General features: G+C 42.0%; 19 protein-coding genes and 1 pseudogene. 9 read left to right on the top strand and 11 right to left on the bottom strand.

Annotated elements, in window-relative coordinates; genetic code table 11:
• Positions 1–60 precede the first annotated feature (60 nt).
• Complete coding sequence (locus AB8613_RS02500) at positions 61–435, top strand: hypothetical protein (protein WP_016788924.1); 375 nt, start codon at positions 61–63, stop codon at positions 433–435.
• Positions 436–942: 507 nt separating this feature from the next.
• On the opposite strand, the gene AB8613_RS02505 is transcribed toward AB8613_RS02500, so the two are convergent.
• Positions 943–3,300, bottom strand: a complete 2,358-nt coding sequence (locus tag AB8613_RS02505; RefSeq protein ID WP_016788925.1) for an Ig-like domain-containing protein — start codon at positions 3,298–3,300, stop codon at positions 943–945.
• Positions 3,301–3,311: 11 nt separating this feature from the next.
• Positions 3,312–5,636 carry a hypothetical protein gene (locus tag AB8613_RS02510; RefSeq protein WP_241911083.1) on the bottom strand — a complete coding sequence of 775 codons (2,325 nt, stop codon included), beginning with the start codon at positions 5,634–5,636 and terminating at the stop codon, positions 3,312–3,314.
• A 298-nt stretch (positions 5,637–5,934) separates the two neighbouring features.
• Between AB8613_RS02510 and AB8613_RS02515 the strand changes: the two genes are divergently transcribed.
• Positions 5,935–6,543, top strand: a complete 609-nt coding sequence (locus AB8613_RS02515; protein ID WP_016788927.1) for an HD-GYP domain-containing protein — start codon at positions 5,935–5,937, stop codon at positions 6,541–6,543.
• Positions 6,544–6,926: 383 nt separating this feature from the next.
• Here AB8613_RS02515 and AB8613_RS02520 read toward each other — a convergent pair whose 3' ends face one another.
• Positions 6,927–7,826, bottom strand: a complete 900-nt coding sequence (locus AB8613_RS02520) for a LysR family transcriptional regulator (protein ID WP_372384388.1) — start codon at positions 7,824–7,826, stop codon at positions 6,927–6,929.
• A gap of 140 nt (positions 7,827–7,966) precedes the next feature.
• Between AB8613_RS02520 and AB8613_RS02525 the strand changes: the two genes are divergently transcribed.
• Complete coding sequence (locus AB8613_RS02525) at positions 7,967–8,341, top strand: nuclear transport factor 2 family protein (RefSeq protein ID WP_010440397.1); 375 nt, start codon at positions 7,967–7,969, stop codon at positions 8,339–8,341.
• A 185-nt stretch (positions 8,342–8,526) separates the two neighbouring features.
• Here the strand turns inward: AB8613_RS02525 and proX are convergent, their stop codons facing one another.
• From proX to proV, 3 genes and pseudogenes are all read right to left on the bottom strand, one after another.
• Positions 8,527–9,534 (bottom strand): glycine betaine/L-proline ABC transporter substrate-binding protein ProX, encoded by a 1,008-nt coding sequence (proX, locus tag AB8613_RS02530; RefSeq protein WP_372384389.1) that lies wholly within the window; start codon positions 9,532–9,534, stop codon positions 8,527–8,529.
• The gene (gene proW / locus AB8613_RS02535) at positions 9,527–10,621 is read right to left on the bottom strand and encodes a glycine betaine/L-proline ABC transporter permease ProW (RefSeq protein WP_372384390.1); all 1,095 of its coding nucleotides are present in this window, start codon (positions 10,619–10,621) and stop codon (positions 9,527–9,529) included. The genes proX and proW overlap by 8 nt, the downstream gene beginning before the upstream one ends.
• An 8-nt stretch (positions 10,622–10,629) precedes the next feature.
• A pseudogene (gene proV, locus AB8613_RS02540) lies at positions 10,630–11,814 on the bottom strand (glycine betaine/L-proline ABC transporter ATP-binding protein ProV); the annotation flags it as partial.
• Positions 11,815–12,455: 641 nt separating this feature from the next.
• On the opposite strand from proV, the gene AB8613_RS02545 reads away from it, so the two are divergent.
• A complete protein-coding gene (locus AB8613_RS02545; RefSeq protein ID WP_146491891.1) occupies positions 12,456–13,193 on the top strand; it encodes an HAD-IIB family hydrolase in 738 nt (245 codons plus the stop codon).
• Between the two features lie 49 nt (positions 13,194–13,242).
• Here the strand turns inward: AB8613_RS02545 and AB8613_RS02550 are convergent, their stop codons facing one another.
• Positions 13,243–13,455, bottom strand: coding sequence for a TIGR02450 family Trp-rich protein (locus AB8613_RS02550; RefSeq protein WP_017065368.1), 213 nt, complete (start codon positions 13,453–13,455; stop codon positions 13,243–13,245).
• A 176-nt stretch (positions 13,456–13,631) separates the two neighbouring features.
• On the opposite strand from AB8613_RS02550, the gene AB8613_RS02555 reads away from it, so the two are divergent.
• Positions 13,632–13,907, top strand: a complete 276-nt coding sequence (locus AB8613_RS02555; protein WP_327783991.1) for a nitrogenase-stabilizing/protective protein NifW — start codon at positions 13,632–13,634, stop codon at positions 13,905–13,907.
• A gap of 136 nt (positions 13,908–14,043) precedes the next feature.
• Positions 14,044–15,168, top strand: a complete 1,125-nt coding sequence (locus AB8613_RS02560; protein ID WP_372384391.1) for a M14-type cytosolic carboxypeptidase — start codon at positions 14,044–14,046, stop codon at positions 15,166–15,168.
• A 137-nt stretch (positions 15,169–15,305) separates the two neighbouring features.
• Here the strand turns inward: AB8613_RS02560 and AB8613_RS02565 are convergent, their stop codons facing one another.
• Both AB8613_RS02565 and AB8613_RS02570 read right to left on the bottom strand, forming a co-directional pair.
• Positions 15,306–15,662, bottom strand: coding sequence for a hypothetical protein (locus tag AB8613_RS02565; protein WP_048658352.1), 357 nt, complete (start codon positions 15,660–15,662; stop codon positions 15,306–15,308).
• 232 nt (positions 15,663–15,894) lie between these two features.
• Positions 15,895–16,521, bottom strand: coding sequence for a LysE family translocator (locus AB8613_RS02570; RefSeq protein ID WP_372384393.1), 627 nt, complete (start codon positions 16,519–16,521; stop codon positions 15,895–15,897).
• Between the two features lie 209 nt (positions 16,522–16,730).
• Between AB8613_RS02570 and AB8613_RS02575 the strand changes: the two genes are divergently transcribed.
• The 3 genes from AB8613_RS02575 to AB8613_RS02585 all read left to right on the top strand — a co-directional run bounded on the left by AB8613_RS02575 (position 16,731) and on the right by AB8613_RS02585 (position 18,873).
• Positions 16,731–17,969, top strand: coding sequence for a DEAD/DEAH box helicase (locus tag AB8613_RS02575; RefSeq protein WP_372384395.1), 1,239 nt, complete (start codon positions 16,731–16,733; stop codon positions 17,967–17,969).
• Between the two features lie 252 nt (positions 17,970–18,221).
• A complete protein-coding gene (locus AB8613_RS02580) occupies positions 18,222–18,443 on the top strand; it encodes a hypothetical protein (protein ID WP_146491886.1) in 222 nt (73 codons plus the stop codon).
• 127 nt (positions 18,444–18,570) lie between these two features.
• A complete protein-coding gene (locus AB8613_RS02585) occupies positions 18,571–18,873 on the top strand; it encodes a thiamine-binding protein (protein ID WP_061018985.1) in 303 nt (100 codons plus the stop codon).
• A 74-nt stretch (positions 18,874–18,947) separates the two neighbouring features.
• Here the strand turns inward: AB8613_RS02585 and AB8613_RS02590 are convergent, their stop codons facing one another.
• Positions 18,948–19,115, bottom strand: a complete 168-nt coding sequence (locus tag AB8613_RS02590; RefSeq protein WP_186728085.1) for a hypothetical protein — start codon at positions 19,113–19,115, stop codon at positions 18,948–18,950.
• Between the two features lie 109 nt (positions 19,116–19,224).
• Positions 19,225–19,485 carry a DUF1289 domain-containing protein gene (locus AB8613_RS02595; protein WP_032545919.1) on the bottom strand — a complete coding sequence of 87 codons (261 nt, stop codon included), beginning with the start codon at positions 19,483–19,485 and terminating at the stop codon, positions 19,225–19,227.
• Between the last annotated feature and the right edge of the window lie 131 nt (positions 19,486–19,616).

Here is a 19,616-nt window from a genome sequence, read left to right on the forward strand (position 1 = left end):
CGCTTTGGAAGATTTCTCTCGCCTTTTTTTCTTATTATCCTTAGCCCTTGGATACGCTTATTGGGTTCAGAATTTATAATCGAAAGTCGATTATCCAATCCAGAGCGTTCATTGCATGTATACGCTAATTATGGTCTGTTTACCTTTGTTTCTACTTTATCTGATGGTACAACGCGTAAAAGCTCAGGGCTAATTGGCTTTACAAATAATTCCTTCTATTTTCTTACACTGAATTCTAAATTCCTTCATGTTGGAGATTACTTAACACCAGAGCTAAAACGCGATTTCATCAATGTAAATAATCGTTTTTTTGATGCACGTTTAAGTAAACAAACCAATGATGAAATATTGATTACCTACGATGAAGAGCTCAATTTTGAAGCGGTTCAGACTCAACGGGCAAAGATTAGTGGGAGCTACCCAACGATCGATTGATAGTTTCAAAGTTATAGACATCAAAAAAGCCCCAATTGAGGCTTTTCTGCTTAATTCAGCCTCTAGACGAAACCTCACGACCTGAGCATTTATCAACAAGCACGGGAAGTCTCATACGTATTAAACTCAGTGCTCTTTGAGCATGGCGTAGGTTCCCTAACTGCGAATTATAATATCTTAAGCTACATGACTTCTAAACAACCATTAAATTCGATACATTGTTGCTTTTGAGTCAGTGTGTATAAATTCTAGCAACCAACTGTAAGATTTCGGCTACAACGACACTTTTAGAAGTACTGTTCAACCATGGGTGTTGTGGTAATAGGTAAAACACTGAACAGGTATGGTTTAACCACGTTGGGGGCGTTTGATAATGAGGACCAGGCATTAGACTACGAGGGCTCATAAATATAAAGGATCAGGTCGTAGGTTACAGGTTTAATTCAATCAAATTACATAACATAACTAGTACTGCCCCTACGACATAGCATAGGGGCTGTATAATATCTAAAAATCAAAATCTAGATAATTAATTTTTGCTTTAGTTCCATCGGCACCATCTCCACCGCCAGAAAGGCCAAAATAGAAAAACTTATTAGTATCTATATTTATATCTGACATTGGATAATCAATAACCAACGACTCATCAGAATAATCAAACTGAGTTGATTGATATATGTACAAACTTCCATCTTTAATAACAACCTTGTAATAAAGTTGTGTTAACGTTCTATTTAACAATGTTCCTGAAGCTACAATTTCATTCGCATTTTTAAAATTTATGATTTGGTAATAGTAGTCAAATGTAAAACCTAAAGAGCGGGTGTCATTTTGAGGAAACCCTGCGGTTTGCTTTCCAAAACGGCTCCATTCACAGTCACCATGAACCATAACATCACACCATTCATTTATATCTGGAGCTAGGGAACTAACTTGCTGAAATATGACATTGATAGCACCGCCATTTAACTTGTCAGCTTCTGTCCTATCTATGCCAAACTTAATCGTTACCTGGCTACCAATAATCGGAGTTTTCGATATTGCTGTTAGATACTCGTTCATATCTCCTAACGCTACCTTTGTTCCAGTTTCATCAATAATCGGTTCATAGTCAGCAAGTAAAACATCCCCATAAACCTTTGATACATTCCAATCATCAGGATTGGTTACATCAAATCCTGATGATTGTAAGCTAACAGCCGTAAATAACGCACTGTCTCTGTACTGCGCCATCACAAAGTCGTCATAGCCACTAGTGAAAGAATAAACAGCAGTAGCACTACCATCAGAATCAGTCATAGATTCAATTTCTAATTCGTTTTTTGTTACACCAAACCCCCCTTGCTCATTCCTAGTCCAAAAAGTAATATTTTGGTAAGGTGCTGGAATTCCATCGGGGTCTAACAAAGTCGCAGTAACATAGCGAAGCGTACTAGTCGGTTCGTTATTGTCACTATTTTCCACATCTAAAATTGAGAAATCATTTACATCCCCTCTGAGGTAAACACATGAAACATATCCAACACCCTCTATACTTTGACTGCTGAACGTACCATCAATTAAAGAGACTATAGAACCATCGGTTTCCGATACTCTTGTGGCTGTCCAATAAGGTGTGTTCGTTGGCCAGTTACTGTTCTTGTATGGATCAGTCTCAGCTAAAGCTTCGAGTTCTCTCTCTTGGGGTAAACGACCATTGCGTGTCTCACAATAGTTTTTCGCCTGTAACCAGTTCATTTCTGCAATTTGAGCACCATTAGGCCCATAGTCACCATTTTCGGTTTGAACCGTTAAATAATCGGAATTAACATAATCAGCCATCGCTTTGGACATGGGTGCAGAATAAGTAATCTCGCTATTTAGAACACTATCTAAAATCGTAATGTCGTCCCAATCTTGCACAAGACTAAAATCAGGTTCTACTTCAAGATAGACTTGCCCAACTGCATACCCACCACGTCCATCCGTTACCGTATAAGCGACCTCGTGCGGCCCCGCTTCTGATGATTGAAACGTAAAAGTGTGCTTAGATGTTGAGGTAATCTCCGTTTCAGCGTTATAGGCACGTACAGAATCTAAAATCACACTATCTTCAGCGTCAGATACATAGTCTGTTAGGTCGATTTCAACCGACATGTCTTTGGCTAGCTTACCTTCTCTAATATAGTCATTAGCGATTGGTGGTGTATTGCCAGTATCAGAGACAGCTACATCGATGTTTCCGAGTTTGGTTGAAGAGCCATCACTCATTGAGTACATAATGCGTGTCACACCAATATCTGCCGGTGAATATGTAATCGTATTATTTAGCGAGTCGACTTCAACTGAGCCCGAGCCTAATAAAGTCACCTCTTCCGAAACCGTATATATTGATGTATCCAAGTCATCCGAAAATTCTTCAGACAGGTCGATCGTCACTGGAGTCTCGACATTGGTCGTTTCTGACAAATTCGGCAGTGTATTATTATCAGCAGTTTCAGAAACAGATACCCTTGCGAGTGATGAGGCTTGCCCAGAATATACATCTTGCTCAACGGGTTCTACTTTATATTCAAATTGACACTCGCCAACCTGAGCCGATAAAGTTGTAAACGTCATACCTTCAACAGAAGTTACTTCACAAGCTGTTCCATCACTGACTAGGTTCACTGACGTTAAACGAAAATCAATATCTGAATCTACTTTGACAACCGTTTGAGATTCAATATCGACCAGCGCTTTTGACTGAACCACAGAGGCTTCAATATTTACCTCTGAAGGTGAAGTGGGTTGAGTCGTTTGAGAGCTTGAATCAGAACCTTCTCCGCAACCAAATAACGAAATTGTGGAGCAGAGTGTGATGATTATTTCTTTCATTAATTTCATATTTAACACTCCTATAGGTATGCAGAAAAGTTAGCGGTTACAACATAAGCTTCAACATCTTCATAATTAGTTGAGCCACCAGTCCCCACCCAAAATGGTTGTGAGGGGTCAATCGCCCCCCAATTAAAGGGAACAATAAAATCAGGCTTTTCAGGTCTAGTTTCTGTTGACGATGAATAGTGATAGAGTTGATTTCCTTTTTTCTGGAACCACAAATATATGTCGGTCTCTTGAACTTTTGCATTTGCTTCACCGACAAAATTGTTGTAACCCGAATAAAAATTGAATTCATTTAGGAAAAAATGAGTGACAATATTAAAAGTATCGTCCGTCAGTGGCGCTCCTGGTTGTGCTCTTGTCACGTCATACCAACTTGAATCAGGTAAATTACCTTGTTGTTCTATGAAAAAAGAGGCAGCACCATGAGTTCTATTTCCCTTATTTTTAATGTGTAGCGACATAACAAAGTCATTGCCCTGAAAACTCTCTTTATAAACAGAACTGCTTCCCATTCCATCAGGAGAATCATACGAGAACAAAATGGGAATACCATTTCCACTTATTTGAGGTATTGATAAACCATAACGGATATCAACATGGTTCCATTTAGTTGGGTCTGTTGTTTCAAGCGCTGAAGCTTCTTCATCTGGAATAAAGGGGTATAACTCGGTCACAGAACTCACGCCTAACGCAATAACCGACTTATTAAACGCCGTATCGTAGTAACTCATCTCTGTCGTTCCGGTTTCATTGACCGTTAGTGTTTCTGAAAACTCTCCCGAATCAAACACCCCATTTCCGTTCAAAGCTTCCAAATTAATGTCTTGAAAAGCACCAACGTCGCCATCAGGATGTACTACGTCTATTTGATATCTATACTCATTTCCTGAAGCTGATATTAATTGAGGGGCAACAGAAAAATCGCTCACACTCGGGTTACTCAAATCAACACATGTCGTGTATATAGCAACCGTTTTTGATTGATTGCCAATTGAGCCATCATTCAAATGAACAGTGGCAGCGTTGGTTTCACTAACATTTTCTGCTGTCCAATACTTCTTACTTGTAGGCCAATTATGGTTGGTGAATGCACTGGTTTCGTTAATAATGAGCGTTTCAAGTTCTCGCTGTAAAGGCAGACGACCGCCGCGGACTTTGCAATATTGACGCGCTTGGCTCAGTGTTTGAGTCACGATTTCAGCGTCTTTCAAACCTTGTGTTCCGTCCTCTGTATATGTTCCCGTATAAGATGCATTCACGTAGTCTGCATACACTTTTGTCATTGGCGCAAAGAAACGAATATCCGAATCAATAACTGGGTCGTAAGTAACGATATCTTCCCAATCCTGAATCAAGGAGAAATCCGGCTCGACTTCAATTCGAGCTACTGCTGTTGTATACCCACCCATGTGATCACTAACTGTATATGCCACATCGTGCGGTCCTGGTTGGGTAGACGAAAACTCAAACTTTGTGTTGGTGACATTGGCAGGATCGTAGAGTGATGTTGTTGAGTTGAAATCCTGTACACCAACGAGTTGTACGTCGTCTAGGTCTACATCTGATATATAATCAGTTACATCCACCACAATGTTTTCACCCAATAATACTAACTCACTAAAGGCGAAATCTTCCGCTGTGGGTGCGGTATTATAAGTAACCTCTGAAGTCGCAATCGACAGTGAGCCTTGTTGAATAGACTCACCGTTTTGGTAGCTGTAATACACCTCAGTTTGACCTTTGGCGGTTGGCGTGAATTCAATCTGATGCTCGCCAGATACACGAGCGATACCTGAGCCTAGGCTGATAACACTGTCTTGCAGTACAAAGTCATCACTCGGTAACGATGAACCTAGCTCCCTCTCTAGATCAACCACCACCATCTGTGATTCGAAGGTTGAAACTGTAATACGAGGAAGTATGGTAGACGAGTAATTCTGCCCCATAGCAACTCGTGCATATGCAGTTGTCATTGAAGTGCTGGTTTCAGTCGTTACTTCATACGCGAACAAGCAGTCGTTAACATCAGACGAATAGACATTAAAACTACCTTCACTAATACCTTGAACTTGGCACGTATCATCAGATAGAGAGCGAGCATTGGTTACAACAAAATCTTGGTTGTTCGACGTATGAACATGCTCAGTAAGATCAATAGTGAAGCTTTGTTCTACTAGTGAGTTATCTTGAATATTTTGCGCAGAAATTGAGGCAGTTCCAGTTGGTGATTCAATAACGACTTGTTCTCCACCAGAATTAGATTCACCACCACAGCCTACTAGCAAGACTGCTAAACTGACTGAGCTAAACACATTTAGTGTTGAATTCCGTTTCAAAAAATCACTGTTGAATTGACACATTAAAAGCACTCTGATTAATGAAGTAGATCTGCATTATGAACTTTGTGTCACTTCTACTCCATTAAATAACTATGATTCATTATTAAAAATTAAACCATTGATAATTAAAGCTATTAATGCAAATTTTATCACCTTTCAAACTTCTAAATTTTTCTAAACCTCGGTATGAAATTTGAGAAAGAGTGTTTAATAAATATTCAATCACATTAAGTTAACTCCTCCACTCATCCTCTCCATACTGCCCGACTCATTCACATTGACACGGCAAACATCTATGAACCAAACCAAGATTGACCATGTGTACACACTTGCGCTACAACACCAACATTCACTCGATGCACTTAGGTTGTTACAACCAATGCGCCATCATTCGATCGAAACTTATGAACATACATTAAGGGTCTGCCTGCTCTCTTATTCATTTGGTCTGTACTTAGGATTTGATGCAGAGCAGCTAGAGTTAATTTTCGACTCTGCCCTTGTTCACGACTTAGGCAAGTTAAAAACGCCCGGCAACATACTTCATAAGAATGGGAAGCTGACACCGATAGAGCGTCAACTAATGAACAAGCATGTTGAAGAATCTTACATTATGAGTAAGCACGTTTCTGAGTTAGAACTTGCTTCTATTTTGGGTGCACTGCATCATGAACGATGGGATGGGAATGGTTACCCTCTAAGATTGAAAGGAGAAGAAACACCTCTGATTGGACAGGTTCTTGCTCTTATCGACACATGGGATGCTATGACATCAACAAGAGCTTACCGTACTGGCATGCCTACTGATAAAGCACTACGTATTCTGTTTAATGAGAGATCGGAGGGGCAGTTTAATCCATCACTGGTCGACAAATTCATCACCTTCATCACGACCATTAAGTAATAGGAACAGCATTATTTCGTTCACGGAATTGAAGGATTTATATGGAACACCAATCAAATATGGTTTCAAGAAAAGTCCGTGTTTAATATCTCGAACATATTCAAAGATGTTAAACAAAACGGACTCTTCAAAAAATTTACTTAAAATGAACCTCAACTACCCGTTCATTCATAGAGTGGTATTGTTTGCCTAATTTGGAACAGTTCATGCCGATTGTACCTGTGTAATTGCCATCTACCCGCTATGTCCATATAAAGAGCCGTTAAGCCAAATGTAATTAGCTTTATATAAGTACTTCTTCATTCATTTTTTTGATGGCGTTACTCTGGCGATCAACAACCTACCAAATGACCTAAACCTCGATGTCCGTAATATAAAATTGACTATTGAGCATCAGAATTCAATTGAACAGCTGTTTTATACAAAGTTTGCCTTAGCTTCTCTTCCAATGCTTGAACACATAGTTTAATGGCGATCGGTGTGTTTGCAGCGAATGGGGTTAACGCATAGACCGTGTTAGTTGGCAATTGAAAGTTCGGTATGACATCGACCACCTCATCGGATAGCTGATGAAGGTAGAAATCTGGTATTACACCAATACCAACGCCTGATTTGATTAAGGCAAGGCAACTGTGAAAAGAGTTGGTGGTACAGCTGGCTTGCTGTTGGTAGACAAAGTCTTGTTCATTTTGAGAACTAAAGTGATGAGTCACCTGTTTCCCCTGCCAAGAATTTGCGATGTAAGGGATAGATTCAAGCTCTCTATCTTGCATACCTTCAACACCACACAACACATCTTTGAACTCGCCTAAGCGCTTCTGCTTAAGGTTACTGTCACGGGAGCTGCCTACTCGAACTGCGAGATCAATATCATGTTCCATGAAATCTAAGTGCTGATCATCACTGATCAGTTCTGGTTTTAGCTTTGGGTATTGCTTCATTAGCTCTGCAATAACAGGCGCGACCAACAAATCCATTAACGCATTCGGAGCCGTGATTCTAATCCGACCTTGTGGCTCTTCTAATTCTGCTTTCGCCATATCCCAAGCAGAGTCAGCGATCACGTTGATGTCTTTACAGCTTAGATAAAAACGCTCCCCCATACTGGTCAGGATCTGTCTCCGCGTTGTTCGTTTAAGAAGTGAGGCGCCTAACTCTTGTTCCAGTATTTTAAGGTGCTGGCTGACGACAGACTTAGATAGTTCAAGCTTTTCAGCCGCCGCTGATACTGAACCCTGCTCTACAATATGAGCGAAAATAGACATCTGCTTTAGCTTATTCATTTAATTGTTCTCTTTTTACATACAGTCTTTTTTATTATCTCTGTTTTTCCATTCAATTTATAGAACTAAACTGAATCCAACTTATCAAGATACCCAAATCAAAACACAGTGTTTGAAAGAAGACTGTTATGGAGAGAATAATGTTAAACAACCAAATATTAGAAGCATGCAAGCAAGGCATTGACGCATGGCAGAAAGCATTCAACAGCCAAGATGCCAAAGAGTGTGCAGCTCAATACACTGAAGTATGTGTGATGGAAGCGCGTCCGTTTGGTGTTTTTGAAGGTCGTGAAGCGATTCAAGCATTTTGGCAGAATATTATTGACCAAGGCTTCAAAGACGTTGATTACACAGACGTGACGTGGGCAGAACACCCAGAAGGCGGCTACATCCTGACTGCAAGCTGGACGATGAACAAGGCATTCGGTGTCGTGCACCGTGAGCACTGGGCTTTGGAAGGCGATGGCCATGCTCGCCTAGTAAGCGACTACTTTGAAGTTCAAGGCGAACGCTAGAAGCTCAAGAGTAAAACAGAAAGCAAAAAGCCAGCAGTCCAAATAAGACTGCTGGCTTTTTTAATGTTCACTCTGTCGCCATTTCACTTGATTTGAAGGTGATTGAGTGACTCTACACAATCACTCAACACGCTCATCATTTCAAATCAAAATGTCTTGTAATACAGAGCAAATACAAGTCAAAGTTACAGCGCTGCTTTCTTCGCTTCTGTAATCCAACCATCGAACGTACTTTGGTTCGCTTTGATCCAACCGTTTACGTGCGCTTCGATATCCGCAGAGCTGTTTTTACCTTTGCTCATCATCATGTTCTGAGCACTTACATCATTGATGTTAAGTTTGATGATTTCGAAAAGTTTAGCCGCTGATGGGTTGTTCTTAGCAAACTCTTTGTTCGCAATAATGCGCATTGAGTTCATTTCGAAGCCGTAGTTTTTACCATTAGACAAAGTAGTATCAACATTCGCACGCTCACCTGGTAGTGAAGAGAACGGAACTTCTAGCCATACTACATCTTCGTTAGGCGCCAATACGCCACTCACCCAATAAGGTGTCCACGTGTAGTAAAGGATTGATTCACCTTTCTGGTAACGTGAAATTGTGTCGGCAATGATCGCCGCATAGTTACCTTGATTATGAGTTACCGTATCGTCCAGCTTGAATGCCGATAGTTGGTGTTCGATAACCATTTCACAGCCCCAACCTGGGTTACAGCCTGTTAGGTCTGCTTTGCCATCACCGTCTGCGTCAAACAGCTTGGCGATTTTTGGATCAGTCAATTGACCAATATTAGTGATGTTGTACTTTTCTGCCGTTTTCTTATCGATTAGGTAACCTTGAGCGGCACCACTTACATATTGGCCTTCGCGGTAGAATTTGTCATCGCCGCCCGCCATTTTGTATTTATCAGCATGAAGCGGGAACCAACCTACCGTTAGGAACGTCGCGTCACCTTTTGCGATAGAGGTGTAACCTACATTGTAATCCACTTCTTGCGTAGATTTCACGTCGTAGCCAAGCTCTTCAAGAGCGCGGTTAACAATCAACGTTTGGAATGTTTCTTCCGCAACAGACGATTGAACTGGCTGAACTGATACACCTTCACCTGGCAAGCTTGCTGCCCACACGTTCGTTGATACAGCCAGTGTCGAAACGATGCTAACGGCTAGTTTGCTCTTCCATGAATTATTCATTGGTGTTTTTCCTTAGTTGTAGTTCTGATTTGTTACCGCGATTTATCGCATTGAGCACAAGAGAAACAGGGCCCATGTGGTACCAGCGTAATTTTGTATTACCTGCATTTACTCCAAGAACTTGGGTAATGCGGTCAAGTAGGATTGCGAGAATAACAATGCCTAGGCCACCAACAGCGGCCAATCCCATATCCAGTCGGCCAATACCTCTCAGTACCATTTGACCTAATCCACCTACCGCGATCATTGATGCGATAACCACCATCGATAGCGACAACATCAGTGTTTGGTTCACGCCCGCCATGATGGTTGGCAGTGCAAGTGGTAGTTGAATTCGGTAAAGCATCTGCTTTTTGCTTGCACCGAATGAGTGACCCGCTTCGATCAACTCTTCCGGTACTTGCTGAATACCCAAGATAGTCAAACGTACAACAGGAGGAAGTGCGAATATGATGGTCACCACCACACCCGGAACGTTACCGATACCAAACAACATTACGATGGGTACAAGATAAACGAAGGCTGGCGTCGTTTGCATGGCGTCGAGAATTGGGCGTACGAATTTAGCCGCAGTATTACTACGCGCGAGCCATATCCCCATGGGTAAACCAATCAACAGGCAGAAGAAGACCGACGTCATAACCAGTGAAAGTGTGGTCATCGCTTCAGACCAAGCGCCAATCAAGCCAATGAACGTCAACGATACTGCGGTAGCCACGCCAAGCTTCAGATTTGAAAACTGCCATGCGACGAGAAACAAGATGATCAACATAAACGGAGCTGGTGTAGACACCAACGCCGTTTCAAATGAACTTAGGATGAAATCGATAGGCACACGTATTGCTTGAAATAACGGACGTCCGTGTTCAACTAACCAATTTAATCCAGACTCAACCCAAGTATCAACAGGCAGAACTGCTTCTGCAAATGGGTTAAGTGGATCAAAAGGTGTCGTTTCGACGGTTTCGCTGCTTAGCCAATCTGCAGATGGTGAAGTATCAGCGGCTTGGCCCCAAGGATCACTTGCAGGTTGAGCGGCAGGAGTAGACTGTGACCATGGGTCATTATTTGTTTGTTCAGACGACATGATCTATCCCCCTTATCTAATGTTTGTAGCAGTCGTGACTTAGTCACAACGCCAAAGTAATTACCTTGCTCGTCCACAACAGGAACGGAATAAGGCACACCGCCAACAAGGCCAAGCACATCATTGATTGGTAAATCAGGGTTCAGCGTTAAACCATCATCGAGCTGCGCGCTGACGAGTGATTTGTTTTCTTTATGGGCTTTACGAAGGGAATCAATAGAGACGATGCCGGAGTAACGACTGGTCTTCTCAACTACGATGCCGTATTCGCGGTCGTTATCCATCAAAATTTGTAGAGCGGACGCTGGGCCATCGTGTTCTGATTTTTTAAATACCGCAGCTGGCTTCTTACGCGCAATGTCTTTCACAGTAAGCACGCTTGCTACGTTTACACCACGGAAAAAAGCTTCGACATAATCGTTAGCTGGGTTATTAAGAATATCGTCTGGAGTACCTACTTGAACCACTTCGCCATTTTGCATAATTGCAATTCGGTCACCGATACGCATCGCTTCATCCAAATCATGCGAGATGAAAACAATGGTTCGTTTATCGTCATTTTGCAGGCGAATAAGCTCATCTTGCATTTCAGTACGAATCAAAGGATCGAGTGCAGAAAAGGCTTCGTCCATTAACAGAATATCAGGGTCGCAAGCTAGAGCACGAGCCAAACCAACACGCTGCTTCATACCGCCAGACAATTCATCAGGGTAAGATTCTGAATACGCGCCAAGACCTACTCGCTCTAACGCTTCGAATGCTGACTGTTTTCGCTTATCGACTTCAACACCCGCTAGCTCAAGACCAAACGCGGCATTTTCAATTACTGTCATGTGAGGCATCAATGCGAAGTTTTGGAAAACCATTGAGATGTTGTTGCGGCGGACTTCGCGGAGTTCATCTTCTGAGATGTGGGCAATGTCTTTGCCTCGAAGAAACACATTACCTTTGGTAGGTTCAATCAAGCGATTAAGAAGGCGTACTAGGGTTGATTTGCCAGATCCTGACAGTCCCATTATTACGAAAATCTCGCCTTCTTGAATACTAAGAGAAACATCGTTAACGCCAATCGTTAAACCTGTTTCTTCGAAAACTTTATCTTTGTTCGCGCCTTCATTAATCATTGTAAAAGCACGGTCGGTGTCTTCACCAAACACCTTGTACAGTCCCTTAACTTCCAGTATGGGATCCATGTAATCTAATCCTTCCTCAGTTATTTAAACTTAAAAATGGTTATTTAAACCCGAAAAACGATTAGCACTCTAAGTAATTAACAAGTGTAAATCAAGGAGCTTCGTTCGGCAAAGAAAGGAGATAACCAGAAACCACACCAATAACGCCAAGTTCAAAAAACAAGCCAATACACGACAAGATATTGATAATTAAAAGAATAAATCAAACAAACATACGACCAATATTATGTATTGCTTACTCATAGATTATTGAATATTAATTTTACATTAGAGCAATTAATAGGCTGGATGAACCAAGAAAACCCACAATTAGTTCGTGCACAAATAATTCGAATACAAACTATTTATTAAGCTTTCATGGCGTTTCAGAGGCGAAAGTTCATTCGGCAACAAAGCTAAAATCTACTCTCAATCTCTACCTAAACACCAAAGGTCAACCGGCTAAAGTCAGCGAGTCTAAATCAACTTTTTCAACCAAGAATTTTAATACACCACACCAACTGTGATACTTGCTGCAAACTCTCAATTGGTGATTACCTAAGCTGGACATCAACTTGTAGAGTGCTCATTGCTGAGCCATTCTTTATAAAAGAAATAAACATTTTCCCGTGACGAAATAGAGAAAAAGACAAGGAATTCGAATGATAAAAATGTTGGTGTGTGACTTTGACGGTACGCTTGATGGTGGTTCATCTCACGGTGTTAACCAGTTGTTTGATTACCTCACAGAGCAACCTGATATCCGCTTTATCATAGCGACGGGAAGAACATTACCTTCGATTCGAGTGGGTTTAGAATCGGATAACTACCCGAAACCACACAGTATTATTAGCGATGTGGGCACGAAAATTCATCATGTTCATTCCCAAAAACCAGACCATGTTTGGCATAACCAACTGGAAGCTTCTTGGAACAAATCAAAGGTAGAGACGGCTCTCGCACCACTTGATTTTATGGGTGAGCGCTTCGAAAACCATCAAGGTGATTACAAGATTACTTTTGAAGGGAAACTGTCTGATCCTCAACATGAGTTGATCGAATCAAGTTTGGAATCGCACGGATTGGATGTACATCTCACCTACTCTCACGACTGGTATCTGGACATCACCCCGAAGGGCGTCAATAAGGCTACCGCGATTCATCATCTGCTCAAACAACATGATTTGAGCGTTGCGGAAGTGTGCGTAGCGGGTGATTCTGCTAACGACACCTCGATGCTCACCATTGAGGGCGTAAACTCGATATTGGTCGCTAATCATTATCCTGAGGTTGCTCACCTATCGGATAGAGACAACGTATACACGAGTAGAGCAACACACGCTGAGGGTGTGTTAGAAGGCCTTAAATACTGGCAAGGGCGTGCGTCGAGTATCCGATAAACGCCAGTTCGCCATTAACAACAGATTAGAATCAAACAGGCTTCTAGCCCTACTTCCAGCCTGGGAGCCAATTTTGATTATCAGTAAGCTCTCGCCAATTGATGTTTTCTTCTCGTTTAGTCATTACTGCCTCTATCATGCAGCGCACTACTTCCCCTTCATCAAATTCAACTTCTGTGACCATAAAGTGCTTTTCTTTCTTCAAAGGGCTAACGGCCGTCCATTTACTGCGAAGTAGTTTCTTTGGATTGATTCGATTCATTGGTTCTGTCCTGTCTTAGTTTTTTAATACTTTATCTATAATCCTCAAAGAGTTAAAAAGATCACTTCAAGTTTAAAAAGCCCACGATTCAAACCCAGGTAAGTCATAACTAAAATCAATAAAACAAATCGTAAACTCGATACAATAGTTGTCACCAGAACAGAAACCTACTTCCCATGAGCCAAACAGAATTCCAACAAAAAATAGCGAGTTTCACTGCCATCGAACAAGCGCTTGATTACTTTGAGATTGGCTTTGATAGCAAGTTCATCGATCAAAACAGAATCGAGCTCGTTAAACGATTTAATGGTTATCTGATTCTTGCGAAACCTGATGATTGGTTTTCTGGACGAAGGGCATTGAAAAACGCTTATTGCAAGGTGCAACGTAGCAAGTTAGATCGCCACACACGTTCTGCCTGTCGCGGGTGTACGACTTGCCAGCGCCGATAGATTGAAAGTAATTGTTCAAAATAGACAACTAAAAAGTAGATAGTTGAAATAACATCTCATTACGATTTAGTTAGTGGTTTGCTCGAAAAAAAGTGTGCTAGTCTTACGGCAACTCAACTACGAGATAAAAACTACAATGAAAATTTTCAGCAATTTCGAAAGCGGCAACATTCACGTCGTTTCAGCAGATTCACCACAAAACATTCAACTGACTATCCCAGCAGACAACCAGACTGAAATCTCTCAGTGGTTTCACTTCCGTTTAGAAAGCGATGCTCAACAAGCACACCACTTTGAAATCGGCCAACTGGCAACGTCTGCATACCCTGAAGGCTGGAAAGATTACGATGTGGTTGCATCGTATGACCGTGAAGAGTGGTTCCGTATCCCATCTCAATTCGATGGCGACACACTAAGCTTTGATATCATTCCAGAGCACGATTCAATGTACTTCGCGTACTTCGCACCGTACTCATATGATCGTCATCAAGATCTTCTGCACAGTGCTCAAACGCACCCGGCTTGTAAGCTTGAAACTCTGGGTCATACGCTAGACAACAACGACATCACTTTGCTAACTATCGGCGAGCCAAGTGAAGAGAAGAAAAATATCTGGGTTATTGGTCGCCAACACCCTGGCGAGACTATGGCTGAATGGTTGATCGAAGGTCTACTTCAACGTCTACTCGATGAGACAGACACAGTGGGTCGTTCACTATTAGACAGCGTTGTATTCCGTGTTGTGCCTAACATGAACCCAGATGGCAGCATCCGTGGCCACCTGCGCACCAACGCGATCGGCGTTAACCTAAACCGTGAATGGCAGTCACCTTCTATGGAACGCAGCCCTGAGGTTTTCCTTGTACGTGAGCGCATGCTAGAAACTGGCGTTGACCTATGTCTAGACATTCACGGCGATGAAGCGATTCCATATAACTTTGTTGCTGGTAGCGAAGGCACACCTTCATACAATGAGCGTATTGCTAAATTAGAGAACCACTTCAAGCAAGCGCTACTGACGATCACGCCAGAGTTCCAAGATGAGTTTGGTTACGACAAAGACGAACCAGGCAAAGCGAACATGACCGTTGGTACAAACTGGATTGGCGAGCAGTTCAAGTGTTTGGCTTACACGGTTGAGATGCCATTTAAAGATCACATCAGCCACGCTGACGAACTTTACGGCTGGTCGCCAGAGCGTAGTGCCGCATTTGGGCACGACATGCTAGCAGCAGTTTGGGCAACAGTAGACGAGCTATAGATTAGCCATGCTCTTTATTTGACTCTCTATCTAGTTTGGTCAATATAACAAAGCCCAGCACTTATGAAAGTGCTGGGCTTTTTAATCTCTGCTTAGAATAAGCTATTTGCGCCTTAAGGAACTTACGTCAGCCGCTTTTAAGCCACTCTCAGGCTTGCAAAAAATACCGGGTATCTTTGCCTAATATGCCTTTGTTCAGACACCATATCTTTGAAGCTGGGGCCTTGTGATAACTGAACGATCACTTCATCGCCCTCTTGTCTCAATACAGCACCACTAATATCGACACTGTTGTTGTCATGCAGCCTCAAGGTGCCGGCCATTGAAAAGCCACGATAAACCGGAATGATGTTGCGCATCATCAGGCGTACACCTTTTTCAGACACTTCACTGACATGAAAAAGCTCATCCTTAATTCGCATCACCGGGCGTGCCTTTTGAGGGTACTTTAAGCGGTAATATTTGCGTTTCTGGGTGAATGAATCTTCACGCATTAATGACTCCCTGTCTCTGTTATTCGGTCAAGCAATAAACTTTAGCTTCAATTGGTTTCAAACAAACACATTCACCAAATTAATAGCTGATTATTATATCGACTTACCGGGATAATACTTTAGAGATTTATACAGAGAAACAAGGATTGCTTAGCATTCAGTAGAAAATGAGAACTGAGACGGAAATCAGAACTGAACCGATAGCTAAATAGCCAATTCTTCACGTCGCCCCCTAAAGCTGAAACAACGCCAACTGGATGCTGAAGCCCACGAATAGAACACCACAAACGATGTTCATCATTTGTGAGGTTCGCTTTTGAACCAACAAGCGCTTAAACGTATCCGCCATTAAGATCACAACCAAGAACCACATCGATACCACTGACGCCTGAATCCCACCAAGCATGAGACTGTCTGCCACAATCGCATTTTTTGAAACAAATTGAGGAAATATAGAAAGATAAAACAGGACGATTTTAGGATTCAGAAGATTAGTAAGGAGCCCTTTGAAAAATTGGTTATATAACTTACTTCCCGATGCACTTACCACAGAAAGTACGCCCTCTTGAGCGCGCAGTGCCGCACGAAAATGGTTATACCCAAGCCAGACAAGATACAAAACCCCAGCCCATTTTAGCCCTTCAAAGGCCATGGGGGTGTTCGACAGTAACAGACTTATGCCGTTGGCCGAGATAAAGGCATGAAAAAAGAAACCACATGACACGCCCAACACGTTCACAAATGCGAACAGCTTCCTTTGAGTTAAGGCTGTGCTTAATACCAATAAAGCATTAGGCCCCGGAATAATGGCAATAAAAAACACGATAACAATAAACAGCCAGATACTGTCCCAACTCATTTCGATCTCATTTCATGAACATTTTTAGGGCGGACATTGTACGTCCATTCATTGCCATTACAATATGACAAACGCTTAATTATCACGTATGGCTAACATATATAATTCGCGCGTATAATCAATACGTTTATCGTGTAACGTACAAAACTGATTCTCTAACATTTGCAGCCCTGTTAGACTCCACATCCCTTTTGATACTTGGTTCATTTATGTCATTTGATAGCCTAACCCTTAACGCAAAAACCGTGTCCGCGCTCCCATCTCAATTCAATAAGCCGACAGAGATACAGCAAGCGGTAATTCCTACAATTATTACGGGGAAAGACGTACTTGCATTGGCTCAAACGGGTAGCGGTAAAACATTGGCCTTCGGCTTACCTTTGCTGAACAACATCAATCATGATGTAAATGAACTGCAAGCACTTGTTATCGTTCCAACACGTGAACTTGCGTCTCAAGTCGCTAAGTCTTTAGAACCCATCGCAACTGCTCTTAATATCAAAACGATTACGTTAACTGGCGGTGTGAACGCAGATGACCAACAACAGCAATTATTAACGGGGCCACAGCTTGCTATCGCAACACCGGGCCGATTGCTGGCTGTTATCAAAAGTGACGAATTAGAGTTAACTCAATGTGTGTCATTGGTTCTTGATGAAGCAGACCGATTGATCGACATGGGCTTTTGGCCTGATATTCAAGCGATCATCGAAGCTCTGCCAGCGAAACGACAGTCACTGCTATTCTCAGCGACACTTCCTCCAGAGTTGGTCAATCAGGCTGAAGCGCTTTTATCAAACCCAGAGAAGATCACGATTCACCAAGAAAACAGCGTTGTCGAAACCATTGAAGAAACACTGTATCTCGTAAACAAAGGCAACAAGGCTCAAGCACTGATTGCCCTACTTAATCAAAACCAATGGCCGCAAGTGTTGGTTTTTATTGGCGCCAAAGACAATGCAGACGCATTAACCAAGCGATTGAACAAAGCCAAGATCAGCGTAAGTGCGTTACATGGCAACAAGAGCCAGGAAGAGCGCATACAGGCATTAGAGAGTTTCAAAAATGGTGAAACTCGCGTGCTTATCGCAACCGATGTGATGGCTCGTGGCATCCATATTGATCAGCTACCTGTTGTGATCAACTTTGAATTGCCCTCTCACTCAGCAACTTATGTACATCGCGTAGGAAGAACGGCGAGAGCAGGAAGCGCAGGCTGTGCTATCTCGCTGGTTAGCCACAGTGAAAACGAGCACCTCAATGCGATTCGAACTCTGACTAATAAGCCACTTCCGTTGCAATCGTTGGAAGGTTTCCCTGTAACTGATAAACCTGCATCAGAATCAACAGCTCGTAAGCGTCCGCCAAAAGACAAAATGGCCAATCGAAGAACAGCCAAAAAGAAGAGCATTAAGCAGTTTAAAAGCAAAACAAATAGCTCAAAGTAACCAGGAATGGCTCTAAGCAATCAGAAATAGAATGGTCAGCTCAGTTTGCACTGGGCTTTTTTATATGCAACAAAACATAAATCCACACCCAAAAACTTCCCTAAAGCTGCCAACTTAAATGACACTTTTGTGAATTACGATGCCAACGTATTGATTCTTGGTTGCTCAAAAAAATACTATCAAATCACGTTGACGCCCCTATATCTGGCAACTAGATTTTTCTATTAGTGTCTACAACAGGAGGTCATTGAAATGAAACGTGCTAGCTCTACATATCGATTACAACTGATTAAGGAAGTGGCAACCCGCCGAGATCGTCAACGTTCCAATGACCCGATGGCAAACTACATACAAACCCTATTAGATAATAAAGATGATTGTGATACCTCGGTGGAACGCAACCAGAGGTTCAGTGGCAGTCATTTTGATGAACACATAGGTGGCTGGGTAAGCGACCACTGGGGTAATAAGTAGAACAATAAGAGTAATCCAACCAGCATAGCCGCTGTAGTATTTATCTCCGCATTAACCTATCATCTGCAACAATTCCCTATCCTAGAGTAAGCAGAAAGTGTCTGAGTTAAAAAGAGAAAAAGAAGTGATGGTTGCCTTCCAAGTAATACCTCGCGTTAAAGAAGGCAACAACTTCGAAGTGGTTGATAAAGCCATTGAAGTTGTGAAAGCATCCGATGTGCCGTTCCAGGTTGGTGCAATGGAAACCACGATGAAAGGTGAACTCAACCAATTACTCGATATCGTTAAAAAAGCAGAGCAAGCTTGCTACGATGCAGGGGCTGTTGAAGTCATCACAAACATTAAGATCCATAGTAAAACCACCGAAGCCGATGATACATTTTGCACGTATCATCGTGGTGTAACGAAAGCGAATCACATGTTTGTTTAATAATATGTTTATTTCAGAAAGCTGTTTATTTAAGAAAACAGGGGTTTAAGAAAGACTCTGAAGAACCAGTGGTGTTATTGAAAAGGCATGTCTGAAAGGTGAGAAAGGATTTCCATTCGTTCTTCTTCTGACATCGAATGCCAATCACGCGGAGCCTCTTCAGGGTCATCTTTCGCCCCGATCGTTTTACGATCCAGTGCTTTGACTGGCTCTTTTTTGAGTTTTACGTTCTTTTTATTCATACCGACACCACTCCTTCAGGTACAAAGGTACCTATCTTAATATTACACCCCAACCATTATGTAAAGTAATAGTTACATCGGAGTTAAATAAAATCTTAATACATCCTCTTTAGCCAAAAAGATCTCTTTGGGGACTTGTATTTCCCTCTTCGTCGACCGACTTACCAACCAAGTTTTTTTGCTTCATTATTTTTCGTCTATAGCGCTGACGACACAGCTTTATCACGTGCAATTGTTCTGACGGTGTCATCGACATCCAGTTAAAGCGCTCTTCTCTCTTGCGCATACAACCATTGCAATAGCCTTTGTCATCGCTTGAACAAACCCCAACGCAAGGGCTTGGAACTTGGAAAAACTCTAACTGCTCCACCGTGCCTCCTTACACATTCAAAATTACGCTTACTATCTCAAAAATAAGCGATTAATTTATCGCCTAGCTCATGAAATCCATACTAAACTATGACCTTATACTGACACATATAGTGTTTTGTAAACTATACT

It is taken from the genome of Vibrio sp. BS-M-Sm-2, assembly GCF_041504345.1.
GTDB lineage: Bacteria > Pseudomonadota > Gammaproteobacteria > Enterobacterales > Vibrionaceae > Vibrio > Vibrio satsumensis.

Bases quoted from the DNA above. Each gene is read 5' to 3' on its own strand.
- AB8613_RS02565 (WP_048658352.1), bottom strand. From the start codon at position 15,662: ATGCGTGAAGATTCATTCACCCAGAAACGCAAATATTACCGCTTAAAG.
- AB8613_RS02590 (WP_186728085.1), bottom strand. From the start codon at position 19,115: ATGAATAAAAAGAACGTAAAACTCAAAAAAGAGCCAGTCAAAGCACTG.
- AB8613_RS02555 (WP_327783991.1), top strand. From the start codon at position 13,632: ATGAGCCAAACAGAATTCCAACAAAAAATAGCGAGTTTCACTGCCATC.
- AB8613_RS02515 (WP_016788927.1), top strand. From the start codon at position 5,935: ATGAACCAAACCAAGATTGACCATGTGTACACACTTGCGCTACAACAC.
- AB8613_RS02505 (WP_016788925.1), bottom strand. From the start codon at position 3,300: ATGAAATTAATGAAAGAAATAATCATCACACTCTGCTCCACAATTTCG.
- AB8613_RS02550 (WP_017065368.1), bottom strand. From the start codon at position 13,455: ATGAATCGAATCAATCCAAAGAAACTACTTCGCAGTAAATGGACGGCC.
- AB8613_RS02560 (WP_372384391.1), top strand. From the start codon at position 14,044: ATGAAAATTTTCAGCAATTTCGAAAGCGGCAACATTCACGTCGTTTCA.
- AB8613_RS02525 (WP_010440397.1), top strand. From the start codon at position 7,967: ATGTTAAACAACCAAATATTAGAAGCATGCAAGCAAGGCATTGACGCA.
- AB8613_RS02575 (WP_372384395.1), top strand. From the start codon at position 16,731: ATGTCATTTGATAGCCTAACCCTTAACGCAAAAACCGTGTCCGCGCTC.
- proX (WP_372384389.1), bottom strand. From the start codon at position 9,534: ATGAATAATTCATGGAAGAGCAAACTAGCCGTTAGCATCGTTTCGACA.
- proW (WP_372384390.1), bottom strand. From the start codon at position 10,621: ATGTCGTCTGAACAAACAAATAATGACCCATGGTCACAGTCTACTCCT.
- AB8613_RS02520 (WP_372384388.1), bottom strand. From the start codon at position 7,826: ATGAATAAGCTAAAGCAGATGTCTATTTTCGCTCATATTGTAGAGCAG.
- AB8613_RS02585 (WP_061018985.1), top strand. From the start codon at position 18,571: ATGGTTGCCTTCCAAGTAATACCTCGCGTTAAAGAAGGCAACAACTTC.
- AB8613_RS02580 (WP_146491886.1), top strand. From the start codon at position 18,222: ATGAAACGTGCTAGCTCTACATATCGATTACAACTGATTAAGGAAGTG.
- AB8613_RS02545 (WP_146491891.1), top strand. From the start codon at position 12,456: ATGATAAAAATGTTGGTGTGTGACTTTGACGGTACGCTTGATGGTGGT.
- AB8613_RS02570 (WP_372384393.1), bottom strand. From the start codon at position 16,521: ATGAGTTGGGACAGTATCTGGCTGTTTATTGTTATCGTGTTTTTTATT.